Genomic DNA, 20,635 nt, shown 5'->3' with positions numbered 1-20,635 from the left:
AACATGTTTGAACTCTTAGACCAGGATGCCGCGTTTTTCGAACTCGCCCAACGACGCAACGTGATTTTCTATCACAAGGGCTACTTCTCCCATAGCATCGTCGCGGCGATGAGCGAGGTCGTGAAACTGCAACTCGAAGTTGCAGGGGTCAACGCCCCGACCCGGCGCAAACTGTTTTCGTCCTTTATCGAACTCGCACAGAATATCGTCCACTATTCGTCCGACTCGCTTGTCGAGGGCGGCGAGCAGGGTGGCGCAATCCGCGAGGGGGCGGTGTGCATCAGCAACGAGGGTGAGCGTCACCTCATGCTGTGCGTGAATCCCATTGCGACGACGGCAGTGAGCAATCTGCGCGAGAGGCTTGAGCCGTTGCGTAACATGTCGCTTGAAGAGATCAAGCAGGCGTACAAGGTATCGCTGCGCTCCGATGCGCCGGAGGAAAGCAAGGGCGCGGGGCTCGGGTTCCTGACGATGGCCCGCGATGCAAGCGCTCCGCTGGAGTTTGCCTTCTGTCCGCGCGTCGATGCCCCAGAAACCACGTTGTTTTGCCTCAAGACCATCATCTGACTCAGGGACGTTTGCACGTCATGGATAACCTTTACATTGCGGCTACGACCACCTCGCCGGAAATCGATTTTCAATTCGACCAGAACGTGCTGACGTTCAGGGGCGAGTCTTATCCGGAGAACGCGGCCGCGTTCTATGCCCCGGTCATCGAGCAGCTGCGCGCGTACCTTGCCAGTTGCCGCGACGTCGTTATCACCGTCGAAGTCACGCTGACTTACTTCAACAGTTCGAGCACGAAGATGCTGTTCAGCGTGTTCGACGCGCTGGATCAGGCTGCTTCGGCCGGCAATCAAGTGCTGGTGAGGTGGTTCCGCGACGCCGAGGACGAAACCATTCTCGAATTCGGCGAAGAATTGCAAGCTGATTTCACGGCTATTCAGTTCACCGATTGTCCGGTTGCGACCTAAGGGTGGCCACGGTGGTTTCAACTTCCTCTTCGGACGCACCTTCGAACGACGCTCCGGACCTGTTTCAGAGCGAGAGCGAGGCGCTGGAGAAGGCACGCGCGATTCATGCGAATCCCGGCGCGGACGCGCAGCAATGCCGCTTGGCGTTAGCCGAGCTCATCGGACATTTCGAACGCCTGATGCGCGAAACGCGCCGCCTGATTGGGCGCAGCGACCGCGCCGAGCGCGAGATGCATGCGCTGACTCAACAGTTGCAATATCGTGCGACGCACGATGCGTTGACCGATGTATTGAACCGCAGTGCCGTGATCGAGCGGACGATCAAGGCGTTGCGCGTCGATCGGGCCGTGATGATCTTGCTCGATATCGACGACTTCAAGAAGGTCAATGACGATTTCGGCCATCCTGTTGGCGACGCGGTCATACTCGGCATCGTCGATTGCCTGCGGCGCATTGTCGGTGAGCAGGGCGTCATCGGTCGCGTCGGCGGTGAAGAGTTCACCGTGCTGTTGCCGGCGCATGACCTCGACGAAGCGCTGCAGCTAGCGGAGAAAATGCGCAGGGCGATCGGTAGTCACGTTTTCGCGGCGCCCGTGAATCGTCGAATCACGGCCAGTTTTGGCGTCAGTGCCAATCCGGTTCGGACCGATTTCGATACCGCATACGGGTTGGCGGATTCGGCTCTGTATAAAGCGAAGCGAGGAGGGCGGAATCGCGTGGAATTTGCTGATCCGCAATCGGCTTCGCCTGCGCTGCCGATTGCGGATTGAGCGGCAGCTAGCCGCCAAGGGCGCTCAAGTACGCTTAAGTACGCGTAATCGATGCGCCGCCATCGACGAGCGATGCGGTACCGGTCACGAAGGATGAGTCATCGGAAGCCAGATAAAGCACCGAGCGGGCGAGTTCTTCCGGCCGTGCGACCCGCTTGAGCGCATGCAGTCCAGTCACGAAGGCCTGCGACTCGGCGGTGTCGTTCATGTCGCGGTACATCGGTGTGTCCACGGCGCCGGGCAGGATGGCGTTGACGCGCACGCCTTGCGGTCCATATTCGGCAGCGAGCGCTTGCGTTAGTCCGATCAATCCTGCCTTGCTCGCTGCGTATGCCGCAGTCCCGGGGAAAGCGAATGAGTAGCCGACGAACGTCGATGTGAAAATGATCGATCCGCCGCCACGCTTCACCATCTCGGGGATCTGGTGCTTTGCACCCAAAAAGGCGCTCGTCAGATTGGTCGCCAATGCGGCCGACCAACCCGCCTCTGATACCCCCGTCGTCGGACCCATTTCGCCCAAGGTGCCGGCGTTGTTATAGGCGATGTCAAGGCGCCCGAAGCGGCTGACGGCGAGCGCGACCAGCGCTTTCGCGAAGTCCTCCGACTGCACGTCGCCGGCCAGAAACGCGGCCTCGCCACCTTCGCTGGCGATCTCGGCAACGAGCGTTTCAAGTTCAGCTTCGCGGCGCGCGGCGACGACCACCTTTGCACCTTCCGCGGCGAACAGTTTTGCGGTGGCACGGCCGATTCCCGCACTGGCGCCGGTCACGATGGCGACTTTTCCTGTCAAGCGTTCCATGTTCAATCTCCTGCTGCAGTTTGTTGGCCAGTGCCCAATGCCTTGGTCCATGTGAAGCAATATAGGCTTCAGTAACTGATGCAGGAAGGCGCAAAACATGGGAATATCATTCAGTATTTATGAATGATTGGGGACGTGCATGGATCGGCTGCGTGCTTTCGAGGTATTCGTCACCGTGGTGAGCCGGGGCAGTTTCACGCGCGCAGCCGATGCGCTCGAGACGTCACCCGCCAATGTGACCCGTTACGTGAACGAGCTGGAAGCGCATCTCGGCACGCGCCTGCTGAATCGAACCTCACGCAAGCTTTCGCTCACCGAGGGTGGCGAGACCCTTTACGCCCGCTGCAAATCCATTCTCGACGACGTCGCCGAGACTGAGGGGCTGGTTTCCGCCGCGTCGGTCGAACCGCGCGGTCGGCTGCGTATCAATGCGCCTGTGAGTTTTGGCATTCTGCATCTGGCGCCGCTGTGGCCCGAGTTCATGCGGAAGTACCCCGAGGTGGAACTCGACGTTTCGCTGATTGACCGCGTGGTCGATATCGTCGAGGAAGGTTATGACCTCGCCATTCGCATCTCGAGCGCCGGTTCGACCAGTCACGCAGCCCGCAAGCTGGCGACATCGCGAAACATCCTGTGTGCGTCGCCGGCCTATCTGACGCGTTATGGAAACCCGGTAGCGCCAGCGGACTTGTTTGAGCATCGATGCATCGGCTACTCGTACGCCGCCACCGGCGACGAGTGGCAACTGATGGACAGTGAGAACAAGACTCACAGCGTGAAGGTCAACTGCCACATGCATACCAACAATGGCGATACGGCGCGTGCCGCGGCGCTCGCTGGGCAAGGCGTGATCTGGCAACCCACGTTTCTGATCGGCAGCGACCTACGCGCCGGCAAGCTCGTTCAGGTATTGCCTGAATATCGCTTGCCTGACATCGACGTGCTCGCGTTGTATCCGAGTCGTCGGCACCTGAGCGCCAAAATACGCGCGGTGATCGATTTTCTGGTCGATGCGTTCGGCGATGTGCCGCCCTGGGCTCGGATTGACGGGGAGTGAGTGGGCGTCGTGCCGGCTCGGCACACAATCCTCATCCCGGAAACAAAACGGCCCAGCGGGCGTCAACCCAGCCAGGCCGTTCAGATCGACAGGCGCCGCGGCAGCCCTCAGGCCGCGCGCCGCCAGCAGTCACGGAGTTGCTTCAGAACTCCACCACCGCGAATTCCGCCTTGCCCACGTCGCACAACGGGCAGCGCCAATCTTCCGGGATATCGGCGAAGCGCGTGCCTGCCACGATGCCTTCTTCCGGCAGACCTTCTTCTTCGTTGTAGATCCAGCCGCAAATCAGGCAGACCCAGCTTTTGTACTCAACAATCACTTCGCTCACGACACACTCTTTCTTCAGTTCAATGCATGATCCGCGGGTTCTGCCCCTTTTGGGGGCGCGCGGCGATCCGCAATATTACCGGAATTTGACAAACCGCTGATCTGGACCTTTGTCGCAGTGCCGCACGCCTCCCGATTAAACGGTGTCACATCCACGGTGTATGCTTTGAAGAGCCACTTTCCTCAAGGAGAAGACGATGTTTAACAATAAATGGTTGGCAGGTGCGATGTTCGCCGGATTGCTTACCGTCTCGGCCGCCGCTCAGGCGGAAGGAGTGTTTTTCGTCGAACCGAAGGACGGCGCCACGGTGAGCAACCCTGTGCACGTGGTATTCGGCATCGAGGGCATGACGATCGCGCCGGCCGGCACGATGACGGAGGGCACGGGCCACCATCACCTGCTGATCGACGGTGGGCCGATGCCCAAGGGCCAGGTGATCCCCATGACGGACAAGTCGCTTCACTTCGGCAAGGGCCAGACGGAGACCACCCTGACACTGCCGCCCGGCGATCACACGTTGACGCTGCAATTCGGCGACGGTGCGCATCGTTCGTATGGCCCGGAGATGAGCCAGACCATTACGGTTCACGTGCAGTAACAACTGCTGGGGCGCCCGGCGGGGCGCCATACCGCCACCCGTATCGCCCCGTTCGCAACCCGGCCATTTGGCTTATCTCTTCCGGCATCCGGGCATCCGCCCGCGCGCCCGGTACAATGAGCGGTTCCGGCTCATTGCTGTCTCTTCTTCTCCAAATCTCCATGTCGCTTTACACCATTACCGGGGCGCAACTGGCGTTCGGTCACGTCGCGTTGCTCGATCACGCGGATTTCTCTCTCGAAGCGGGCGAGCGCGTTGGGCTGATCGGCCGCAATGGCGCGGGCAAGTCGTCGCTGCTGAAGATCGTCGCTGATCTGAGCAAGCCGGACGATGGCCTGGTTACGCGCCAGCAGGGCCTGACTTCGGTCTACGTGCCGCAGGAGCCGGAGTTCGACACCGACGACACCGTCTTCGAAGCGGTCGCTGCCGGCCTGACGCACGCTCGCGCGCTGCTGGACGAATACGACGTGGTCGCCAACCAGCTTGCCGACGAGCCGGAAGGTCCGGCGCATGATGAACTGATGTCGCGCATGAATACGCTGCAATCGGCGCTGGATCACTCGGACGCCTGGAACTGGAGCACGCGCGTGGCGACCACGCTGCAGCAGATCGGGCTGAATGGCGAGGCGCGGGTCGGGTCGCTCTCGGGCGGTATGCAAAAGCGCGTGGCGCTGGCGCGGGCGCTGGTGGTGCAGCCGGACGTGCTGTTGCTGGACGAACCGACCAACCACCTCGACTTCGAGGGGATCCGCTGGCTCGAAGAACTGCTGGTCTCGCTGCGCGCCGGCCTGCTGTTCATTACCCACGATCGCGCGTTTCTCGACCGCGTCGCTACGCGCATCGTCGAACTGGATCGCGGGCGTCTGTTGTCGTATCCGGGCAATTTCAGCGCCTACCAGACCCGCAAGGCGCAGCAGCTTGAAATCGAGCAGGTGGAAGCGGCCAAGTTCGACAAGCTGCTCGCACAGGAAGAAGTGTGGATCCGCAAGGGCGTGGAAGCGCGCCGCACGCGCAGCGTCGGGCGGATCGCGCGGCTCGTGCAGATGCGTAACGAGCGCGCCGAGCGCCGCAACGTGCAGGGCAACGTCAAGCTGGACGTGGGGCAGGGCGAGAAATCGGGCAAGATCGTCGCCGAACTGACCGATGTGACCAAACGCTACGGTTCGCGCACGGTGGTGGACAACTTCACGGCCACGGTCATGCGTGGCGACAAGATCGGCTTCGTGGGGCCGAACGGCGCGGGTAAGACCACGCTGCTGAAGATGATCCTCGGCGAGTTGCCGCCGGACGAAGGCACGGTGCGCATCGGCACCAATTTGCAGGTTGCCTATTTCGATCAGATGCGCGCACAGCTTGATCTCGACAAGAGTCTCGCGGACACGATCAGCCCGGGCAGCGAGTGGGTCGAAGTCAACGGCCAGAAAAAGCACGTGATGAGCTATCTCGGCGACTTCCTGTTTGCGCCGGAACGTGCTCGTTCACCGGTCAAGTCGCTGTCGGGCGGAGAGCGTAACCGCCTGCTGCTGGCGCGTCTGTTCGCGCGGCCGGCCAACGTGCTGGTGCTCGACGAGCCGACCAACGACCTCGACATCCCCACGCTCGAACTGCTTGAAGAACTGCTCACGGAATACGACGGCACGGTGCTGCTGGTCAGCCACGACCGCGCGTTTCTCGATAACGTCGCCACTTCTGTGATCGCCTCGGAAGGGGCGGGCAAGTGGCGCGAGTATGTCGGTGGCTTTACCGACTGGCAGATCCAGCGCGACCGCTCGCAGCAGATGGCGCAGGACGCACAGAAAGAAGCTGTCAAGGAAGCGGCCCCGAAGGATAGCGGGGCGGCTGCGGCGGGCCGCAAGGAACAGCGCGCCGCCAAGCTGTCGTTCAAGGAGCAGCGCGAGCTGGAGGCACTGCCCGCGCAGATCGCCGCACTGGAAGCGGAGCAGAAGACGATCGGCGCGCAACTCGAAGACGGCTCGATCTTCGCTAAGGATGCGGCGGAAGGCACGCGGCTGACGGCACGTTACGCGGCGATCGATGAAGAGTTGCTGGTGGCGATGGAGCGGTGGGACGAGTTGGAGAGCCGGCGGAAGTAAGCGGTGGGCGTGCTCTTTTTCACACAGGCACCGCTTCGGCAACGACACGGGCGCGGAACGATTCGGGAAGCGCTTTGGGCGTCAAAACGTCAACCGAAACGCCGAGGAGTTTTTGCAGGCGGCTCTGGATACGGGCGATATCGAGCAACGTCGTTTCGGGCGTCGGATCGACTAGCAGGTCGAGATCGCTGCCGCCCCGGTCCTCGCCGCGATGGGCGCTGAGCGCTTCAGAGGGTCTCATTTCGGCACTCCGGCTACGGCTTGGGGGAGAGTTCAGATTATATATGCGTGCCGTTCAACACCGTTGCAACCCACCCGGATTGGCCTGTCGATCTCCCACCAAACAGCCGATCGGACATCCGGCAAATTGCTCCCTGTATCGAAATCAGTAAAATACCCCGCGAACAGCCTTCCCTCGGGCGCTCGCGCCGGCTGTGCCGCTGTAGCGCGGCGCCGGGGAGAAGCCGGCCAGAAAACAGTTTGCCCGCCGTGCGGGCACCCCACCCACCCCGTTGTTTCGTTTCGCTTTTTTTGAAAACTCAACGCATTGTCCACGGACCTGTCCACAGGAGCTGTGGACAACGATGAACCGACGGACCCGAGTCAACCATGTCTACGAAAAAGCCAAACGCCGCGTATAGCGAAGCGTCGATCAAGGTGTTAAAGGGCCTGGAGCCGGTCAAGCAACGACCCGGCATGTACACCCGCACCGAAAATCCGCTGCACATCATTCAGGAAGTCATCGACAACGCCTCGGACGAAGCCCTCGGCGGCTACGGCCGGCAGATCACCGTCACGCTGCACGCGGACCACTCGGTGTCGGTCGACGACGACGGCCGCGGCATCCCGTTCGGCATGCACCCCGAAGAGGGCGTGCCGGTCGTCGAAATCGTCTTTACCCGCCTGCACGCAGGCGGCAAGTTCGACAAGGCCGCCGGCGGTGCCTACACCTTCTCCGGCGGTCTGCACGGCGTGGGCGTCTCGGTTACCAACGCACTGTCCACGCGTCTGGACGTCACTGTGTGGCGCGACGGCAAGGTGGCCGAGCTGGGCTTTGCCGACGGCGATGTAGCCAAACCGCTCCAGGTGCGCGCCGCGGCCAAAGGCGAGAAGAAGTCCGGCACGCGCGTCACCGCGTGGGCCAATCCGAAGTACTTCGATTCGCCGAACCTGCCGCTTGGCGAACTGCAGCGTCTGCTGCGCTCGAAAGCGGTGCTGTTGCCCGGTGTCGAAGTCACGCTCGTCAACGAGAAAACCGGTGAGCGTCAAACCTGGAAGTATGAAGACGGTCTGCGCGGCTATCTGCTCGAAGGCATGAACGGCAGCGACCTGCTGATTCCGCTGTTCGAAGGCGAACGCTACGCGGAGAACTCGCGTTCGAGCGAAGACACCTTCGCGGAAGGCGAGGGCGCGACGTGGGTCGTGGCGTGGAGCGAAGAAGGGCCGCTCACCCGCGAGTCCTATGTCAACCTGATTCCGACGCCGGCGGGTGGCACGCACGAATCCGGCCTGCGCGACGGCCTGTTCCAGGCGGTCAAAAGTTTCGTCGAGCTGCACAATCTGCAGCCGAAGGGCGTGAAGCTGCTCGCCGAAGACGTATTCGCGCGTGTTTCCTTCGTGCTCTCGGCGAAGGTGCTCGATCCGCAGTTTCAAGGGCAGATCAAGGAGCGTCTGAATAGCCGTGATGCGGTGAAGCTGGTGTCGTCGTTCTCGCGGCCGGCGCTTGAACTGTGGCTGAACCAGCACGTCGAGCACGGCAAGAAACTCGCGGACCTCGTCATCAAGCAGGCGCAAGCCCGCACGCGTGCCGGCCAGAAGGTCGAGAAGCGCAAGAGCTCGGGAGTGGCGGTTCTGCCGGGCAAGCTGACCGATTGCGAATCCACCGATATCGCCCGCAACGAACTGTTCCTCGTCGAGGGCGATTCAGCGGGTGGCTCGGCCAAGATGGGCCGCGACAAGGAATACCAGGCCATCCTGCCGCTGCGCGGCAAGGTGCTGAACACTTGGGAAACTGAGCGCGACCGCCTCTTTGCCAACAACGAAGTGCACGACATTTCGGTGGCGATCGGCGTCGATCCGCACAGCCCTGACGATCACATCGATCTGTCCAATCTGCGCTACGGCAAGATCTGCATCCTCTCGGACGCGGACGTGGACGGTTCGCATATCCAGGTGTTGTTGCTGACGCTGTTCTTCAAGCACTTCCCGCAACTGATCGAACGCGGCCATGTGTGCGTGGCGCGTCCGCCGCTGTTCCGCGTCGATGCACCCGCACGCGGCAAGAAGCCCGCGCAGAAAATGTATGCGCTCGACGACGGCGAGCTGGAAGCGATTCTCGACAAGCTGCGCAAGGATGGCGTGCGCGAGACGCAGTGGTCGATCAGCCGCTTCAAGGGCCTGGGCGAAATGAGCGCCGAGCAGTTGTGGGACACCACGATGAACCCGGATACGCGGCGTCTGTCGCCGGTAGCGCTGGGTGAGCTCGACTACGACGCCACCGTCGCCCGCATGACGATGTTGATGGGCAAGGGCGAAGCGGCTTCGCGCCGCAGCTGGCTCGAAGAAAAGGGTAACGAAGTCGAAGCGGATATCTGAGCGCCTGTCGAAGGCCTGCTCGGGTAGCGATACTTCACGCCACATACGGATACGGAATCTAGATGGACGACAACACGCCTGATCTTTTCACTGAGGCGCCGCCGCCTGGCGACTCCTTGACGCTCGGCAACTACGCCGAACGCGCCTATCTCGACTACGCCGTGAGCGTCGTCAAGGGCCGCGCGCTGCCCGATGTCTGCGACGGCCAGAAGCCGGTGCAGCGGCGCATCCTGTTCGCGATGAACGACATGGGTCTCTCCGACAACGCCAAGCCGGTCAAGTCGGCACGCGTGGTCGGCGACGTGCTCGGTAAGTATCACCCGCACGGCGACCAGTCGGCATACGACGCGCTGGTGCGCCTCGCGCAAGACTTTTCGATGCGCTATCCGCTGATCGACGGCCAGGGCAATTTCGGCTCGCGCGACGGCGACGGCGCAGCGGCGATGCGTTACACGGAAGCGCGTCTGACGCCGATTGCCAAGCTGCTGCTCGACGAGATCGACCAGGGCACGGTCGATTTCATGAAGAACTACGACGGCGAGTTCGACGAGCCGCGCCTGCTGCCCGCGCGCCTGCCGTTCGTGCTGCTCAACGGCGCATCCGGCATCGCGGTGGGTCTGGCCACGGAAATCCCGTCGCACAACCTGCGTGAAGTCGCCGCGGCTGCGGTGGCGATGATCCGCAACCCGAAGCTGTCGCACGCCGAATTGATGCAGCTCATCCCGGGGCCGGACTTCCCCGGCGGCGGCCAGATCATTTCGAGCGAAGCGGAAATCGGCGCGGCGTACGAGAGCGGCCGCGGCAGCCTGAAGGTGCGCGCCCGCTGGAAGATCGAGGACCTCGCCCGCGGCCAGTGGCAACTGGTGATCACCGAGCTGCCGCCGAACACAGCCGCGCAGAAAGTGCTCGAGGAAATCGAAGAGCAGACCAATCCGAAGATCAAGCTCGGCAAGAAGACGCTCACGCCGGAACAACTGCAGACCAAGCAGACGATGCTTGCACTGCTCGATGCCGTGCGCGACGAATCGGGCAAGGATGCGCCGGTGCGTCTGGTGTTCGAGCCGAAGTCGAGCCGCATCGACCAGACCGAGTTCGTCAATTCGCTGCTCGCGCATACCAGCCTCGAATCGAATGCCTCGCTGAATCTGGTGATGGTCGGCGCCGACGGCCGGCCGCGTCAGAAGGGCATCTCGGAAATCCTGCACGAGTGGATCGGCTTCCGCTTCGCGACCGTCACGCGCCGCACGCGCTACCGCCTCTCCAAGGTCGACGACCGGATTCACATCCTCGAAGGCCGGATGATCGTCTTTTTGAATATCGACGAAGTCATCCGCATCATTCGCGAGTCGGACGAACCGAAGGCCGCGCTGATTGCCGCATTCGGGCTGTCGGATCGCCAGGCCGAGGACATCCTTGAAATCCGTCTGCGTCAGTTGGCGCGGCTGGAAAAGATCAAGATCGAGAAGGAACTGGCCGAACTGCGCGACGAGAAGGCCAAGCTCGAAGAGCTGCTTGGCAGCGAATCGGCGATGAAGCGCCTGCTCATCAAGGAAATCGAAGGCGACGCAAAGCAATACGGCGACGAGCGCCGCACGCTGATCCAGCAGGAAAAGCGCGCGATCTTCGAAGCCCGCGTGGTCGACGAACCGGTCACGGTGGTGATGTCGCAGAAGGGCTGGGTGCGGGCGCTGAAGGGCCATGGGCTCGATCCGGCCGGCTTCACCTTCAAGGCCGGCGACGCGCTCTACGCGGCGTTCCAGTGCCGCACGCCCGATACGCTGATTGCGTGGGGCAGCAACGGGCGCGTCTATTCGGTTGCGGTAGCGCTGCTGCCGGGCGGCCGCGGCGATGGCGTGCCGGTGACGTCGCTGATCGAGCTCGAGTCGGGCAGTCATCTGATGCACTACTACGCAGCGCCGGCGGATCAGGCGTTGCTGCTCGCATCGAGCAACGGCTTCGGCTTTATCGCCAAGGTCGGCGATATGGTGAGCCGCGTGAAGGCCGGCAAGTCCTTCATGACGATCGACGAGGGCGCGGCGCCCTTGGTACCGATGCCGATGCTGCCGGATGCGACCCATGTTGCCTGCTTGTCGGGCGGTGGCCGCTTGCTGGTGTTCGGCCTCGACGAGATGAAGACGCTCTCGGGCGGCGGTCGTGGTGTCATCCTGATGGCGCTCGACGAGAAGGAAGCGTTGACCCAGGCGCTGGCCATCGGCAAGGCCGGCGTCGTGCTGATCGGCACGGGCCGTGGCGGCAAAGCGTATGAAGAAACGCTGAGCGGCGCGGCACTCACGCCGCATATCGGCAAGCGGGCCCGCAAGGGCCGCGCGCCGGACACCAAGCTCAAGGTGTCGGGCATGCGGCCGGTATTGTCCGCATGACGTGACGAAGAAACTGGCAGTAGCGCGTGCGCCGTCCTTCAACCACAGGCGGCGCACGCGGCGAGCAGCAAACATTCGGGGACCGGCGCAGCACAGAGCGTGCCGGCACAATAAATAAAACGATGGCAATCGGGATGAACTGCGGAACTGCGTGCATAGTGCGCGGTCGAACGCGGTCATTAGCCGTGTCCGGCAAGGTTCTGGGTCAGTGCTTTTCGCGGTCCACGCTTTGAGGCCAAGCGGCACGCCATCATCGAGAGAGGAAAACAACATGACCAAAGCCGTCGAACTCGCGCTCTTTTTGCATCTGCTCGCTGTAGCCGTGTGGGTGGGCGGGATGGTCTTCGCGCATTTCTGCCTGCGCCCGGCGCTGGCCGATTTGTCGCCGCAATTGCGTCTGCCGCTGTGGGAATCGGTGTTCGGGCGCTTCTTCAACTGGATCGCCGCTTCGGTGATCGTGATTCTGCTGACCGGCGGCTTCCTGCTGACACAGTTCGGCGGCGCGCATGCGTCCTGGCAGTTGCATGCCATGGCGGGCCTTGGCATCGTCATGATGCTGATCTTCGGGCATATCCGCTTCGCAGTGTTTCCGCGTATCCGTCGCGCCGTGCAGTCGCAGAACTGGCCGGACGGCGCTCGCGCGGTCGGCACCGTGCGGCGGCTGGTGGTCGTCAATCTGGTGTTGGGTGTGGTGACGATCGGCGTGGCCGTGTTGTCGGGTGGGGTTTAATCCAAACGTTTCACACTGTATTACCCTGCATGGAAACGCTGCGCGACCTAAGCGCTGGCCGCACTCAAAAGGAATGACCATGCAAACCTTTTTCCATCCCGAGCAACTGCTGCATCATCCGAACAGCTACCTGTCGCGCGGTCAGATGCGTCCGGCGCAGGAGGTTCCCGAGCGGGCCTCGCGCCTCGTCGCCGCAGTCAAGTCGCTCGACTTCGAGATCCGCGAACCGGCCGATTCCGGCATGGCGGGCATCGCCGCTGTTCACGACATGAACTACCTGCGCTTCCTCGAAGAGGCCTACGCCGAGTGGAAGCAAATGCCCGACGACTGGGGCGACGAGGTCATGTCGAACATCTACGTGCGCGAGCCGAATCCGCTGCGCGGCATTCTCGCCAAGGCTGCCCGCTACCTCGCCGATGGCAGTTGCCCGATCGGCCAGTTCACGTGGCGTGCGGCCTACTGGTCGGCGCAAAGCGCGCTTGCGGCTGCGGCCGCGGTCAACGGCGGCGCCCATGAGACGTATGCGCTATGCCGTCCGCCCGGCCACCACGCGCGCGTCGATGCGGCGGGCGGCTTCTGCTACTTGAATAACGCTGCCATCGCTGCCCAGGCGCTGCGCAAGCAATACGGGCGTGTTGCGATCCTCGATACCGATATGCACCACGGGCAAGGCGTCCAGGAGATCTTCTACGGACGCGATGATGTGCTGTACGTATCGATTCACGGCGACCCGACCAATTTCTACCCGGTGGTGGCGGGCTACGAGGACGAACGTGGCGCGGGAACCGGGGAGGGCTTTAACGTCAATCTGCCGATGCCGCATGGATCGTCCGAGGGCGTGTTCTTCGAACGGGTGGACGAGGCGTTGCGCGTGCTGAAGCGGTTCGAGCCGGACGCATTGGTGCTCGCGCTTGGCTTCGATATTTACAAGGACGATCCGCAATCGCGCGTGGCGGTGACGACCGAAGGTTTCGGGCGGCTAGGTGCGGCGATTGGTGCGCTCGATTTGCCTTCGGTGATCGTGCAGGAGGGCGGTTATCACCTCGAGAGCCTCGAGGCGAATGCACGGTCGTTCTTCGGCGGCTTTGCCGCGGCGCGCTCGCGCTGAATAACGCAGCGCAGGGCAGGGTGGCGCGGGTTGCGCCACCCCTGGCGCTTCAAGATCGCTTCACCTAAGCCATCGCCGCATACGCGAGCCACAGCCCGCACACACCGGCCACCGTCCCATACACGACATACACCGGCACCTTCAGCTTGGCAAAGCACATCCCCGAGAACGCGGCGGTCGCCAGGTACTGCGGTTGCAGCGGCACACGCTGTGCGATCCGTAGCACGGCGATCGCGAGAAACGCTGTGGTGACCGCGCGCAGAATGCGCATGCCGTGCTCGAAGCGCGGATTGGCCTTCAACTGATGCAGATTGCGTTGTGCCAGTACGACGAGGCACCCGGATGGCACGAACAGCGCGAGCGTGGCGATCAACGCTCCGACCCAGCCGTCGACGAGGTAGCCGAAGAACGGCACCACGTTGAGGAGCGGTCCGGGTGACAACGGCGAGAGCGAGAATGCCAGCGTGAAATCGTTATCGGAGACACCGATGCCGGGCGTGACGAACAGCGCCTTCAATACCGGCAGCGCCGAAAACCCACCGCCGAATAGCGTCATGCCCGCACCCGCGAGACGCGGCCACAGCAGCGCCATGTCGTAGCGGTGCGGCAACGGAATCGCGAACAACGCCAGCAACACGCACAGGGCGGCTGTCAGTTGGATGTCGCGGCGCGCAATCGACACCTTGATGCGCACCTTGTGTTTGGGGCTATTGAACCAGCCCACCGCAAACGCCACCACCAGCATCCCAACATAGGCGGCGGGACTGCGCGCATACGCGAGCGTGACACAGCCGAGCAGCGCCGCGATCCATTCCAGCTTGCCGCGCACGAGCGCGCGGGTCTGCTTGTACCAGGTGACCGCGATCAGCATGCCGAGCACGACGCTGAAATGATTGAGCAGGGTCTGCGAGGCAACCGCCCGTACGAAGGGCGTGCGGTAGAAGATCGCAAACAGCGTCATCAATGTGAAGAAGGGCAGCACGCTGGCAATGCCCGCCACCCATGCGCCGGTGCGTCCGCGTAATGCGTGGCCCACCTGCACGGCGACGTTGCAGCCCACAGGTCCAGGCACCATCCATGCGAGGGCGATCAGATCGGAGAAGGCGACCCGCGACAAGCGGCCTTCGCGTTCGACGTAGTGATTCTCGAGTTGCGCCATCAGCGCGAGCCCACCCCATGACAGCGCTGACAGGCCGCATACGACCCGGAACAGCGTCCACAACGGTTCCCGCTCACCTCGTCTGATGGCGTCCTGACTTGTGATCATGTACATAACAGTCTGCATACCGGGCGCGCCGGAAGTGCTGATTTATTGTGGCCGTATTGTTATGTCGTGCGCCTTGCATGGCCGGGAAAGCGCGCGCGATGTTTCAGTACTCTTGAATATATTCGTTATGCATTCGCGCGCGGTCGGACCCGCGCGCTCAGCTCAGGCGGATTGTCCGCTAGTGCTCGAAGTTGCGCTAGTGCTATCCGCAGAGGGTTCTCGGACGGTGCGTCGCTCAGGCATTCCGCATACGCCGAAACGTTCGAGCAGCGCTGGAATTGCGTCGACGGGAACCGGGCGCGAAAACAGGAAGCCTTGTGCTTCGATGTGACCGAGCGCCGCGAGCCAGGCGATCTGTTCCTCGGTCTCGGTGCCTTCGACCACCACAGTGAGCCCGAGCGAGCGGGCCAGATTGACGATGGCTGTGACCATCACGCAGACGCTGCGGTCGCCTGGAATTGCTTGCACGAACGAGCGGTCCACCTTCAGCGTATCGACCGAGAAGCGATTCAGATATGACAGCGACGAGTAGCCCGTGCCGAAATCGTCGAGCGCGATGCGCACGCCGAGACGCTTGAGCGCGAAGATTTTCTCGGAGACCAGTTCGGGGTACTCCATCATCGCGGTCTCGGTAATCTCGAGTTCGAGGCGGCGCGCCGAGATGCCGGTTTCCTCGATGGCATGCGAAATGGTTTCGTACAGGTCGCCGCGCCAGAACTGCACGGCCGAGATATTCACCGCCAGTGAGAGCGTGTCGTAGCCCTGTTGTTGCCATAGCGCCAACTGGCGGCAAGCGGTCTCGATCACGAAGTCGCCGATCGGCACGATCAGGCCGGTCGACTCCGCCACCGGTATGAACTCATTGGCCGGAATCAGTCCATGCTGCGGATGGTTCCAGCGCACCAGCGCTTCGAAGCCGGTGATGCAACGGCGGCTCAGATCGATCTTCGGCTGGTAGGCGAGGAACAGTTGCCCTTCGGTGAGCGCCACGCGCAGTTGCTGCTCCCACTTCATCAGATGGTCCGCGCGGTGCGAGAGCTGCGGCGAGTAGAACTGGTAGCAGTTCTTGCCGGCGTCTTTCGCGCTGTACATCGCGAGGTCGGCCTTTTTCAGCAGGTCGATTTCGCTTTCGTTCGGCACCGAGTAGAGCGCAATGCCAATGCTCGCATGCAGCACGAATGCGCTGCCGCGCACTTCGAACGGCTTGGCGAAGACCTCGGCCGCGGCTTCGGCGAGATCGACGGCGCGTTTCTCGACCTCGTCGCCCTTGATGACCACCACGAACTCGTCGCCGCCGATGCGGCTCAGATCGCCGCCTTCGCCGATCGCGTCGGCCAGACGCGAGGCGGTCATCTGCAGCACGATGTCGCCGGCATTGTGGCCGAGCGTATCGTTGACGGTCTTGAAGTTGTCGAGGTCGATAAAGAGGATCGCGAGCCGGCTCAGGTTGGCCGGGTTGGCGACGTCGTGGCGCAGGCTCTGCAGCGTTGCATAGCGGTTGCGCAGGCCGGTCAGCAGATCGTATTCGACCAGATGCGTCATCTCGCGCTCGCGGCCCAGCAGCTTGCCGATCAGCCCGGTGGCCACAGCGAAGAAGCTGAGCATGGCGAGCGAGATAAAGCCCGCCATCAGCAGATAGACGTTGCGCGTGTGGTTGTAGTCGGCGAACTCCTCGGCTTGCGAGAGGCCGACCAGCACGCCGAGCGGATAGCCGTCGATATGCCGGTAAGAGAAGATGCGCGTGACGTTGTCGATCGAATCGACATAGGTGCCCGAGACGTGCTCGGAGGTCGGGTACGAGCCGCTTGCTGAGAACTTGCTGGCGGAGTCGTTGCTGCCGGTGCGCCGTGCGAGCACCGTGCCGTTGTCCGAGATCACCGCGATCACGCCGTCGCGGCCGATCGCCGCATTGTTGTAGAAATCGCTGGTGAAGTAGCTGGGGTCTTCCGAGACCACCACGACGCCTGCGAAGGAGCCGTCCGGATGATTGAGCCGCCGCGTCATCTGCAGCGTCCATTGTCCCGACACGCGGCCGAGCACCGGCTTGCTGATATACAACTGGTCGTCGTTCTCGTGCTCGTGGACCTTGAAGTGCTCGCGATCGGACAGGTCGATCTGTTTGGGATTCTGCTCGGCGGTGTTCGACACCAGCATGCCGTGTTCGTCGATGATCGACACCTGCACCAGTGTGTCGCTCTGGACCACGCCTTTTTCAACCGTGCTGGCGAGATCGAAATGGCTGGGTGTTTTCTCGAATTCGTATTTGACGAAACGCGTGATCTGGTCGACCTGATGGATGGCCTTGACCGTATGCTGTTCGAGCGCCGCGGAGAGGATTGCAGCAGAGGCCATCGCCTCGCGCGAGGTGGCGTCTTTCTCGACCGACAGGCGCGCGAAGATCACGGTCCATAGCAGGATCAGCACGAGCACGCCGAGCGCGGGAATGGCAAGCAGCGCGCGACGACGCGGCACAGCCGCGTCCTGGCGGTGCCTTGCATCGCGCATAGCAAAGAAGCGGGACTGACTCATCGGGTGGACCGCGCCCGTGTGCCGCTCCACAGCGACTTCGTGTACATCGACTGCGCTGGTTTCGAGATTGGCTGCATGGTGAGCGAGGTGCCGGGACTGCTGCGCAGGAGGAAAGAGCGTGGGGTCTTGCCAGACCACCTATGGGTCAACCGATACCGTTCGATATTACTGAATGCCAATGGATTAAGGAAGGGGCCATGCTGCGGGTATACGCTGGCCTTATCAGGCATGCGATCCGCATGCTTCGCCGTTGTGCAGCCGCCATGGCGGAACGCACGCCGGGCGGGCGCTTTCGAGGGCTTCGTCGAGCCGAAGCCTGTCCCTGCGCCCAAGCGTTGCCGGCCATCCTTGCATTGGTGCGACATCGAGTTGTCCTGACGAGGCGTTTTGTGGACAAGCTTGGCCCAAGTGGGCAAGCGCCGCGTGCGTGTTTTTTGCATGCAATCTGCGCGGCGTGGTGCGGAGTTGCGCCTGGCCCTATACAGTGGACTAGGGCAGCGTGAACGTCCCGTCGACGATGGTGACCGCTGAGCCGCCGATCCAGGTCTTGCCCGCTGCGTCGTCGTAGCGCACGAACACCTGCCCCGCGCGGCCAAGGACCGTGCCCTGGCGTGCGGTGTAAGAGAGGCCCGGGCGCCGCTGCTGCGCGCTCAACAATCCCGCTACTGCGGCGTTCGCGCTGCCGGTCACCGGATCTTCGTCGAACCCGAGGTTGCCATTCGTCATCAGGCAGCGTACTTCGAAAGTGGCCGGGCCGTCGGCTTCATGCGGACCGTAGAGCGCGACGCCCAACATACCGGCCGCTTTGACCACACGCGTGAGCGCTGCTGCATCCGGTTCGATGGCGAGACAGTCTGCAGCCGTTTTCAAGCGCACCACCAACCAGGGCACCCCGTTATCGATCGCGCACGGCGGGGCGCTGAAATCGACGGCGTCGCTGCGTAAGGCTTGTGCGAGTGCTGCGTACAAATCGGTCGGCAAGGCCGTAACACGCGCGGGCGGCGCTGCGAAGGCCCATGCACCGCCTTGTTGCGCATTCAGTTCGACGAGGCCGGCGCCGCATTGCTGAAACAGTTTGCCTGACAGTTTCGGCTGATAGCCGCTCTCGAGCAACGCATGAGCCGTGCCCAGCGTGGGATGGCCTGCGAACGGCAATTCCTGCTGGGTCGTAAAGATGCGTACGCGATAGTCCGCAGCCGGGTCGGTCGGCTTGACGAGAAACGTGGTCTCCGACAGATTGGTCCAATGGGCGATGGCCTGCATCTGGGCGTCGTCCAGATCGTCGGCGTCGAACACGACCGCAAGCGGATTGCCCTTGAATGGCACCGCAGTGAAAACGTCGACTTGTTTGAAGCGGACAGTGCGAGCGGGCATGGGACTCATTGGTAATTGAGTGGCGCGACGGCCGATTCTACTGTGGGATTGGGGTTCCAGCCACCGGCATTGAGTGGTTTTTTGTGTAGTTTATGAGTGTTTTTATTGGTTCGATTGACTAAAAGCGCAATAACGATATTGAAAAACGCCAATTGCCGAAAAGCGGCGGTGGGTGGGGCGGCCCGGGCGGCGGCGCCAAACAAAACGCGCCGTGGGTGGCTAAGCACCGCACGACGCGTGGCAGGTAGCGAGGCCGCCGGCACCGCCTGGGAAACAGGCGGCGCCGGCAAGCGGCAGGCTTATTCGACTTCGGCAATCATCTCGATCTCGACGCAGGCGCCGAGCGGGATCTGCGCCACGCCGAAGGCCGAGCGCGCGTGCTTGCCGCGCTCGCCGAACACGTCGGCGATCAGTTCGGACGCGCCGTTGGTGACGAGATGCTGCTCGGTGAACTCGAGCGTCGAGTTCACGAGGCTCATCAGCTTGACGATGCGCGTGACGCGGTTCAGGTCGCCCACATGCGCGTGCAGCGTGGCCAGCAGGTCGATGGCGATCGAGCGCGCAGCGAGCTTGCCTTCCTCGGTGGAGATTGTGGCGCCGAGCTTGCCAGCCCACACCTTGCCGTCCTTCTTGGCAATGTGGCCCGACAGGTAAACCGTGTTGCCGCTCTGGGCGCTCATCACATAGGCCGCTGCGGGTGCACCGGCGGTGGGCAGTTCGATGCCCAGTTCCTTCAGCTTGTCATACACATTTGCTTGAGACATGACGTGTCCTGTGAATAAGAGAGAAGAGGTCAGACGCGTGCGCGGATCAGTGCCGCAAGGCGGGCCACACCTTCGTCGATCTTGGCAGGCGGCACCGTGACGAAAGACAGGCGCAACGTGTTGGCCTGGCCTTTGTCCGCATAAAACGGGCCACCCGGCACGAAGGCGACATTCTGTGCAACGGCTTCTTCGAGCAGCTTCATGCTGTCGATCTGGCCGGGCAGATTCACCCAAATGAACATGCCGCCTTCCGGGCGGTTCCAGCTTACGCCTTCCGGCATGTAGCGTTCGAGTGCGGCCAGCATGGCTGCACATTGGTCGCGATACAGCGCGCGGATGGTCGGCACGTGCGTGTCGAGGAAGCCGTCTTTGACGACTTCGTGCACGATGCGTTGCGTGAAGCTCGGCGTGTGCAGGTCGGTGGCCTGCTTGGCCTGGACCAGCTTGAAGTGCAGTTCTTCGGGGGCAATGATGTAGCCGATGCGCAGGCCCGGGGCGAGCACCTTCGAGAACGAGCCGAGGTGCACGATGTGATCGGGCGCCATCGACAGCATGGTCGGCAGCGGTTCGCCCGCGTAGTCGAGCGCGCCGTACGGGTCGTCTTCGATGATCGGGAACGGGGCGCTCTTGGCCAGTTCGGCGAGCGCGCGGCGGCGCTCGAGCGGCAGGCGGCGGCCGGTCGGATTCTGGAAGTTCGGCTGGGCGTACAGCAGGCGCGCGCCGGCCGTCAGCTCAGGCGTGAGCGCCTCGGGGATCAGGCCGTTGTCGTCGGTCGCCACCTGGACGTAGCGCGGCTCGTACATTGAAAACGATTGCAAGGCGCCGAGGTAAGTCGGCGTTTCGACCAGCACCGGGCTCTCCGGGCAGATCAGCACCTTGCCGAGCAGATCCAGCGCTTGCTGCGAGCCGGTGGTGATCAGCACCTGCGAGGCGCGGATTTGCGCGCCGTTGACCGAGTAGCGCGTCGCGATCCATTCGCGCAGCGGCAGGTAGCCTTCGGTGGCGCTGTATTGCAGCGCGGCGGCGGGCGAGTCGCGCAGGATGCGGTCGGATGCTTCGCGCATGCGCTCGGCGGGGAAGGTGGCCGGGGACGGCAGGCCGCCGGCGAACGAAATGACTTCCGGCCGTTCGGTGACCTTCAGGATTTCGCGAATCGCCGAGCTGGTGAGCTTGCGTGCGCGTTCGGAAAGTTGCCACGTGGGGGCTTGAAGGTCGCTTTGGTCCATGGTTTCCTCGACAGGTGTTGCTGGATCGGATTCGTCAAAAAC

Annotated in this window: 18 protein-coding genes; 10 read left to right on the top strand and 8 right to left on the bottom strand. The window is 62.7% G+C overall.

Going from position 1 to position 20,635, the window contains the following annotated elements; genetic code table 11:
* Positions 1-3 precede the first annotated feature (3 nt).
* From BLQ92_RS26175 to BLQ92_RS26165, 3 genes are read left to right on the top strand one after another with little or no spacing between them, the layout of a single operon-like run.
* Positions 4-567 carry a SiaB family protein kinase gene (locus BLQ92_RS26175; protein WP_090688412.1) on the top strand — a complete coding sequence of 188 codons (564 nt, stop codon included), beginning with the start codon at positions 4-6 and terminating at the stop codon, positions 565-567.
* A gap of 20 nt (positions 568-587) precedes the next feature.
* Positions 588-974 carry a DUF1987 domain-containing protein gene (locus tag BLQ92_RS26170; protein WP_090688409.1) on the top strand — a complete coding sequence of 129 codons (387 nt, stop codon included), beginning with the start codon at positions 588-590 and terminating at the stop codon, positions 972-974.
* 11 nt (positions 975-985) lie between these two features.
* Positions 986-1,744, top strand: coding sequence for a GGDEF domain-containing protein (locus tag BLQ92_RS26165; RefSeq protein ID WP_090688568.1), 759 nt, complete (start codon positions 986-988; stop codon positions 1,742-1,744).
* 34 nt (positions 1,745-1,778) lie between these two features.
* Here the strand turns inward: BLQ92_RS26165 and BLQ92_RS26160 are convergent, their stop codons facing one another.
* Entirely contained in the window at positions 1,779-2,543 is a 765-nt protein-coding gene (locus BLQ92_RS26160) for an SDR family oxidoreductase (protein WP_090688406.1), read from the bottom strand.
* A 139-nt stretch (positions 2,544-2,682) separates the two neighbouring features.
* Here BLQ92_RS26160 and BLQ92_RS26155 point away from each other — a divergent pair, with 139 nt between their 5' ends.
* A complete protein-coding gene (locus tag BLQ92_RS26155; protein WP_090688403.1) occupies positions 2,683-3,600 on the top strand; it encodes a LysR family transcriptional regulator in 918 nt (305 codons plus the stop codon).
* Positions 3,601-3,742: 142 nt separating this feature from the next.
* Here the strand turns inward: BLQ92_RS26155 and BLQ92_RS26150 are convergent, their stop codons facing one another.
* Positions 3,743-3,928, bottom strand: a complete 186-nt coding sequence (locus BLQ92_RS26150; RefSeq protein ID WP_090688400.1) for a rubredoxin — start codon at positions 3,926-3,928, stop codon at positions 3,743-3,745.
* A 196-nt stretch (positions 3,929-4,124) separates the two neighbouring features.
* On the opposite strand from BLQ92_RS26150, the gene BLQ92_RS26145 reads away from it, so the two are divergent.
* Complete coding sequence (locus BLQ92_RS26145) at positions 4,125-4,526, top strand: DUF4399 domain-containing protein (protein ID WP_090688398.1); 402 nt, start codon at positions 4,125-4,127, stop codon at positions 4,524-4,526.
* A gap of 161 nt (positions 4,527-4,687) precedes the next feature.
* Positions 4,688-6,619: an ATP-binding cassette domain-containing protein gene (locus tag BLQ92_RS26140; protein ID WP_090688395.1), complete on the top strand. Its 1,932-nt coding sequence runs from the start codon at positions 4,688-4,690 to the stop codon at positions 6,617-6,619.
* Positions 6,620-6,638: 19 nt separating this feature from the next.
* Here BLQ92_RS26140 and BLQ92_RS26135 read toward each other — a convergent pair whose 3' ends face one another.
* A complete protein-coding gene (locus BLQ92_RS26135; RefSeq protein WP_090688392.1) occupies positions 6,639-6,860 on the bottom strand; it encodes a nucleotidyltransferase family protein in 222 nt (73 codons plus the stop codon).
* Positions 6,861-7,228: 368 nt separating this feature from the next.
* Between BLQ92_RS26135 and BLQ92_RS26130 the strand changes: the two genes are divergently transcribed.
* The 4 genes from BLQ92_RS26130 to BLQ92_RS26115 all read left to right on the top strand — a co-directional run bounded on the left by BLQ92_RS26130 (position 7,229) and on the right by BLQ92_RS26115 (position 13,433).
* Positions 7,229-9,214: a DNA topoisomerase IV subunit B gene (locus tag BLQ92_RS26130; RefSeq protein WP_090688389.1), complete on the top strand. Its 1,986-nt coding sequence runs from the start codon at positions 7,229-7,231 to the stop codon at positions 9,212-9,214.
* 62 nt (positions 9,215-9,276) lie between these two features.
* A complete protein-coding gene (gene parC, locus BLQ92_RS26125; RefSeq protein ID WP_090688388.1) occupies positions 9,277-11,595 on the top strand; it encodes a DNA topoisomerase IV subunit A in 2,319 nt (772 codons plus the stop codon).
* Between the two features lie 271 nt (positions 11,596-11,866).
* On the top strand, positions 11,867-12,325 hold the full coding sequence (locus tag BLQ92_RS26120; RefSeq protein ID WP_090688386.1) for a CopD family protein: 459 nt from the start codon (positions 11,867-11,869) through the stop codon (positions 12,323-12,325).
* A 79-nt stretch (positions 12,326-12,404) separates the two neighbouring features.
* Positions 12,405-13,433, top strand: a complete 1,029-nt coding sequence (locus tag BLQ92_RS26115) for a histone deacetylase family protein (RefSeq protein WP_090688383.1) — start codon at positions 12,405-12,407, stop codon at positions 13,431-13,433.
* Between the two features lie 64 nt (positions 13,434-13,497).
* Here the strand turns inward: BLQ92_RS26115 and BLQ92_RS26110 are convergent, their stop codons facing one another.
* The 5 genes from BLQ92_RS26110 to BLQ92_RS26090 all read right to left on the bottom strand — a co-directional run bounded on the left by BLQ92_RS26110 (position 13,498) and on the right by BLQ92_RS26090 (position 20,593).
* Entirely contained in the window at positions 13,498-14,706 is a 1,209-nt protein-coding gene (locus tag BLQ92_RS26110; RefSeq protein WP_090688381.1) for a chromate transporter, read from the bottom strand.
* Positions 14,707-14,862: 156 nt separating this feature from the next.
* On the bottom strand, positions 14,863-17,229 hold the full coding sequence (locus BLQ92_RS26105; RefSeq protein WP_090688378.1) for a bifunctional diguanylate cyclase/phosphodiesterase: 2,367 nt from the start codon (positions 17,227-17,229) through the stop codon (positions 14,863-14,865).
* 489 nt (positions 17,230-17,718) lie between these two features.
* Positions 17,719-18,603 carry a PhzF family phenazine biosynthesis protein gene (locus BLQ92_RS26100; RefSeq protein ID WP_090688374.1) on the bottom strand — a complete coding sequence of 295 codons (885 nt, stop codon included), beginning with the start codon at positions 18,601-18,603 and terminating at the stop codon, positions 17,719-17,721.
* A 299-nt stretch (positions 18,604-18,902) separates the two neighbouring features.
* Positions 18,903-19,367, bottom strand: a complete 465-nt coding sequence (locus BLQ92_RS26095) for a RidA family protein (RefSeq protein ID WP_090688371.1) — start codon at positions 19,365-19,367, stop codon at positions 18,903-18,905.
* Between the two features lie 29 nt (positions 19,368-19,396).
* A complete protein-coding gene (locus BLQ92_RS26090; protein WP_090688564.1) occupies positions 19,397-20,593 on the bottom strand; it encodes an aminotransferase-like domain-containing protein in 1,197 nt (398 codons plus the stop codon).
* Positions 20,594-20,635: the final 42 nt, after the last annotated feature.

The organism is Paraburkholderia phenazinium, assembly GCF_900100735.1.
Taxonomy (GTDB): Bacteria; Pseudomonadota; Gammaproteobacteria; order Burkholderiales; family Burkholderiaceae; genus Paraburkholderia; species Paraburkholderia phenazinia.
The sequence above is the reverse complement of the archived record's forward strand: the minus strand, read 5'-3'. Positions and strand labels throughout refer to the sequence as shown.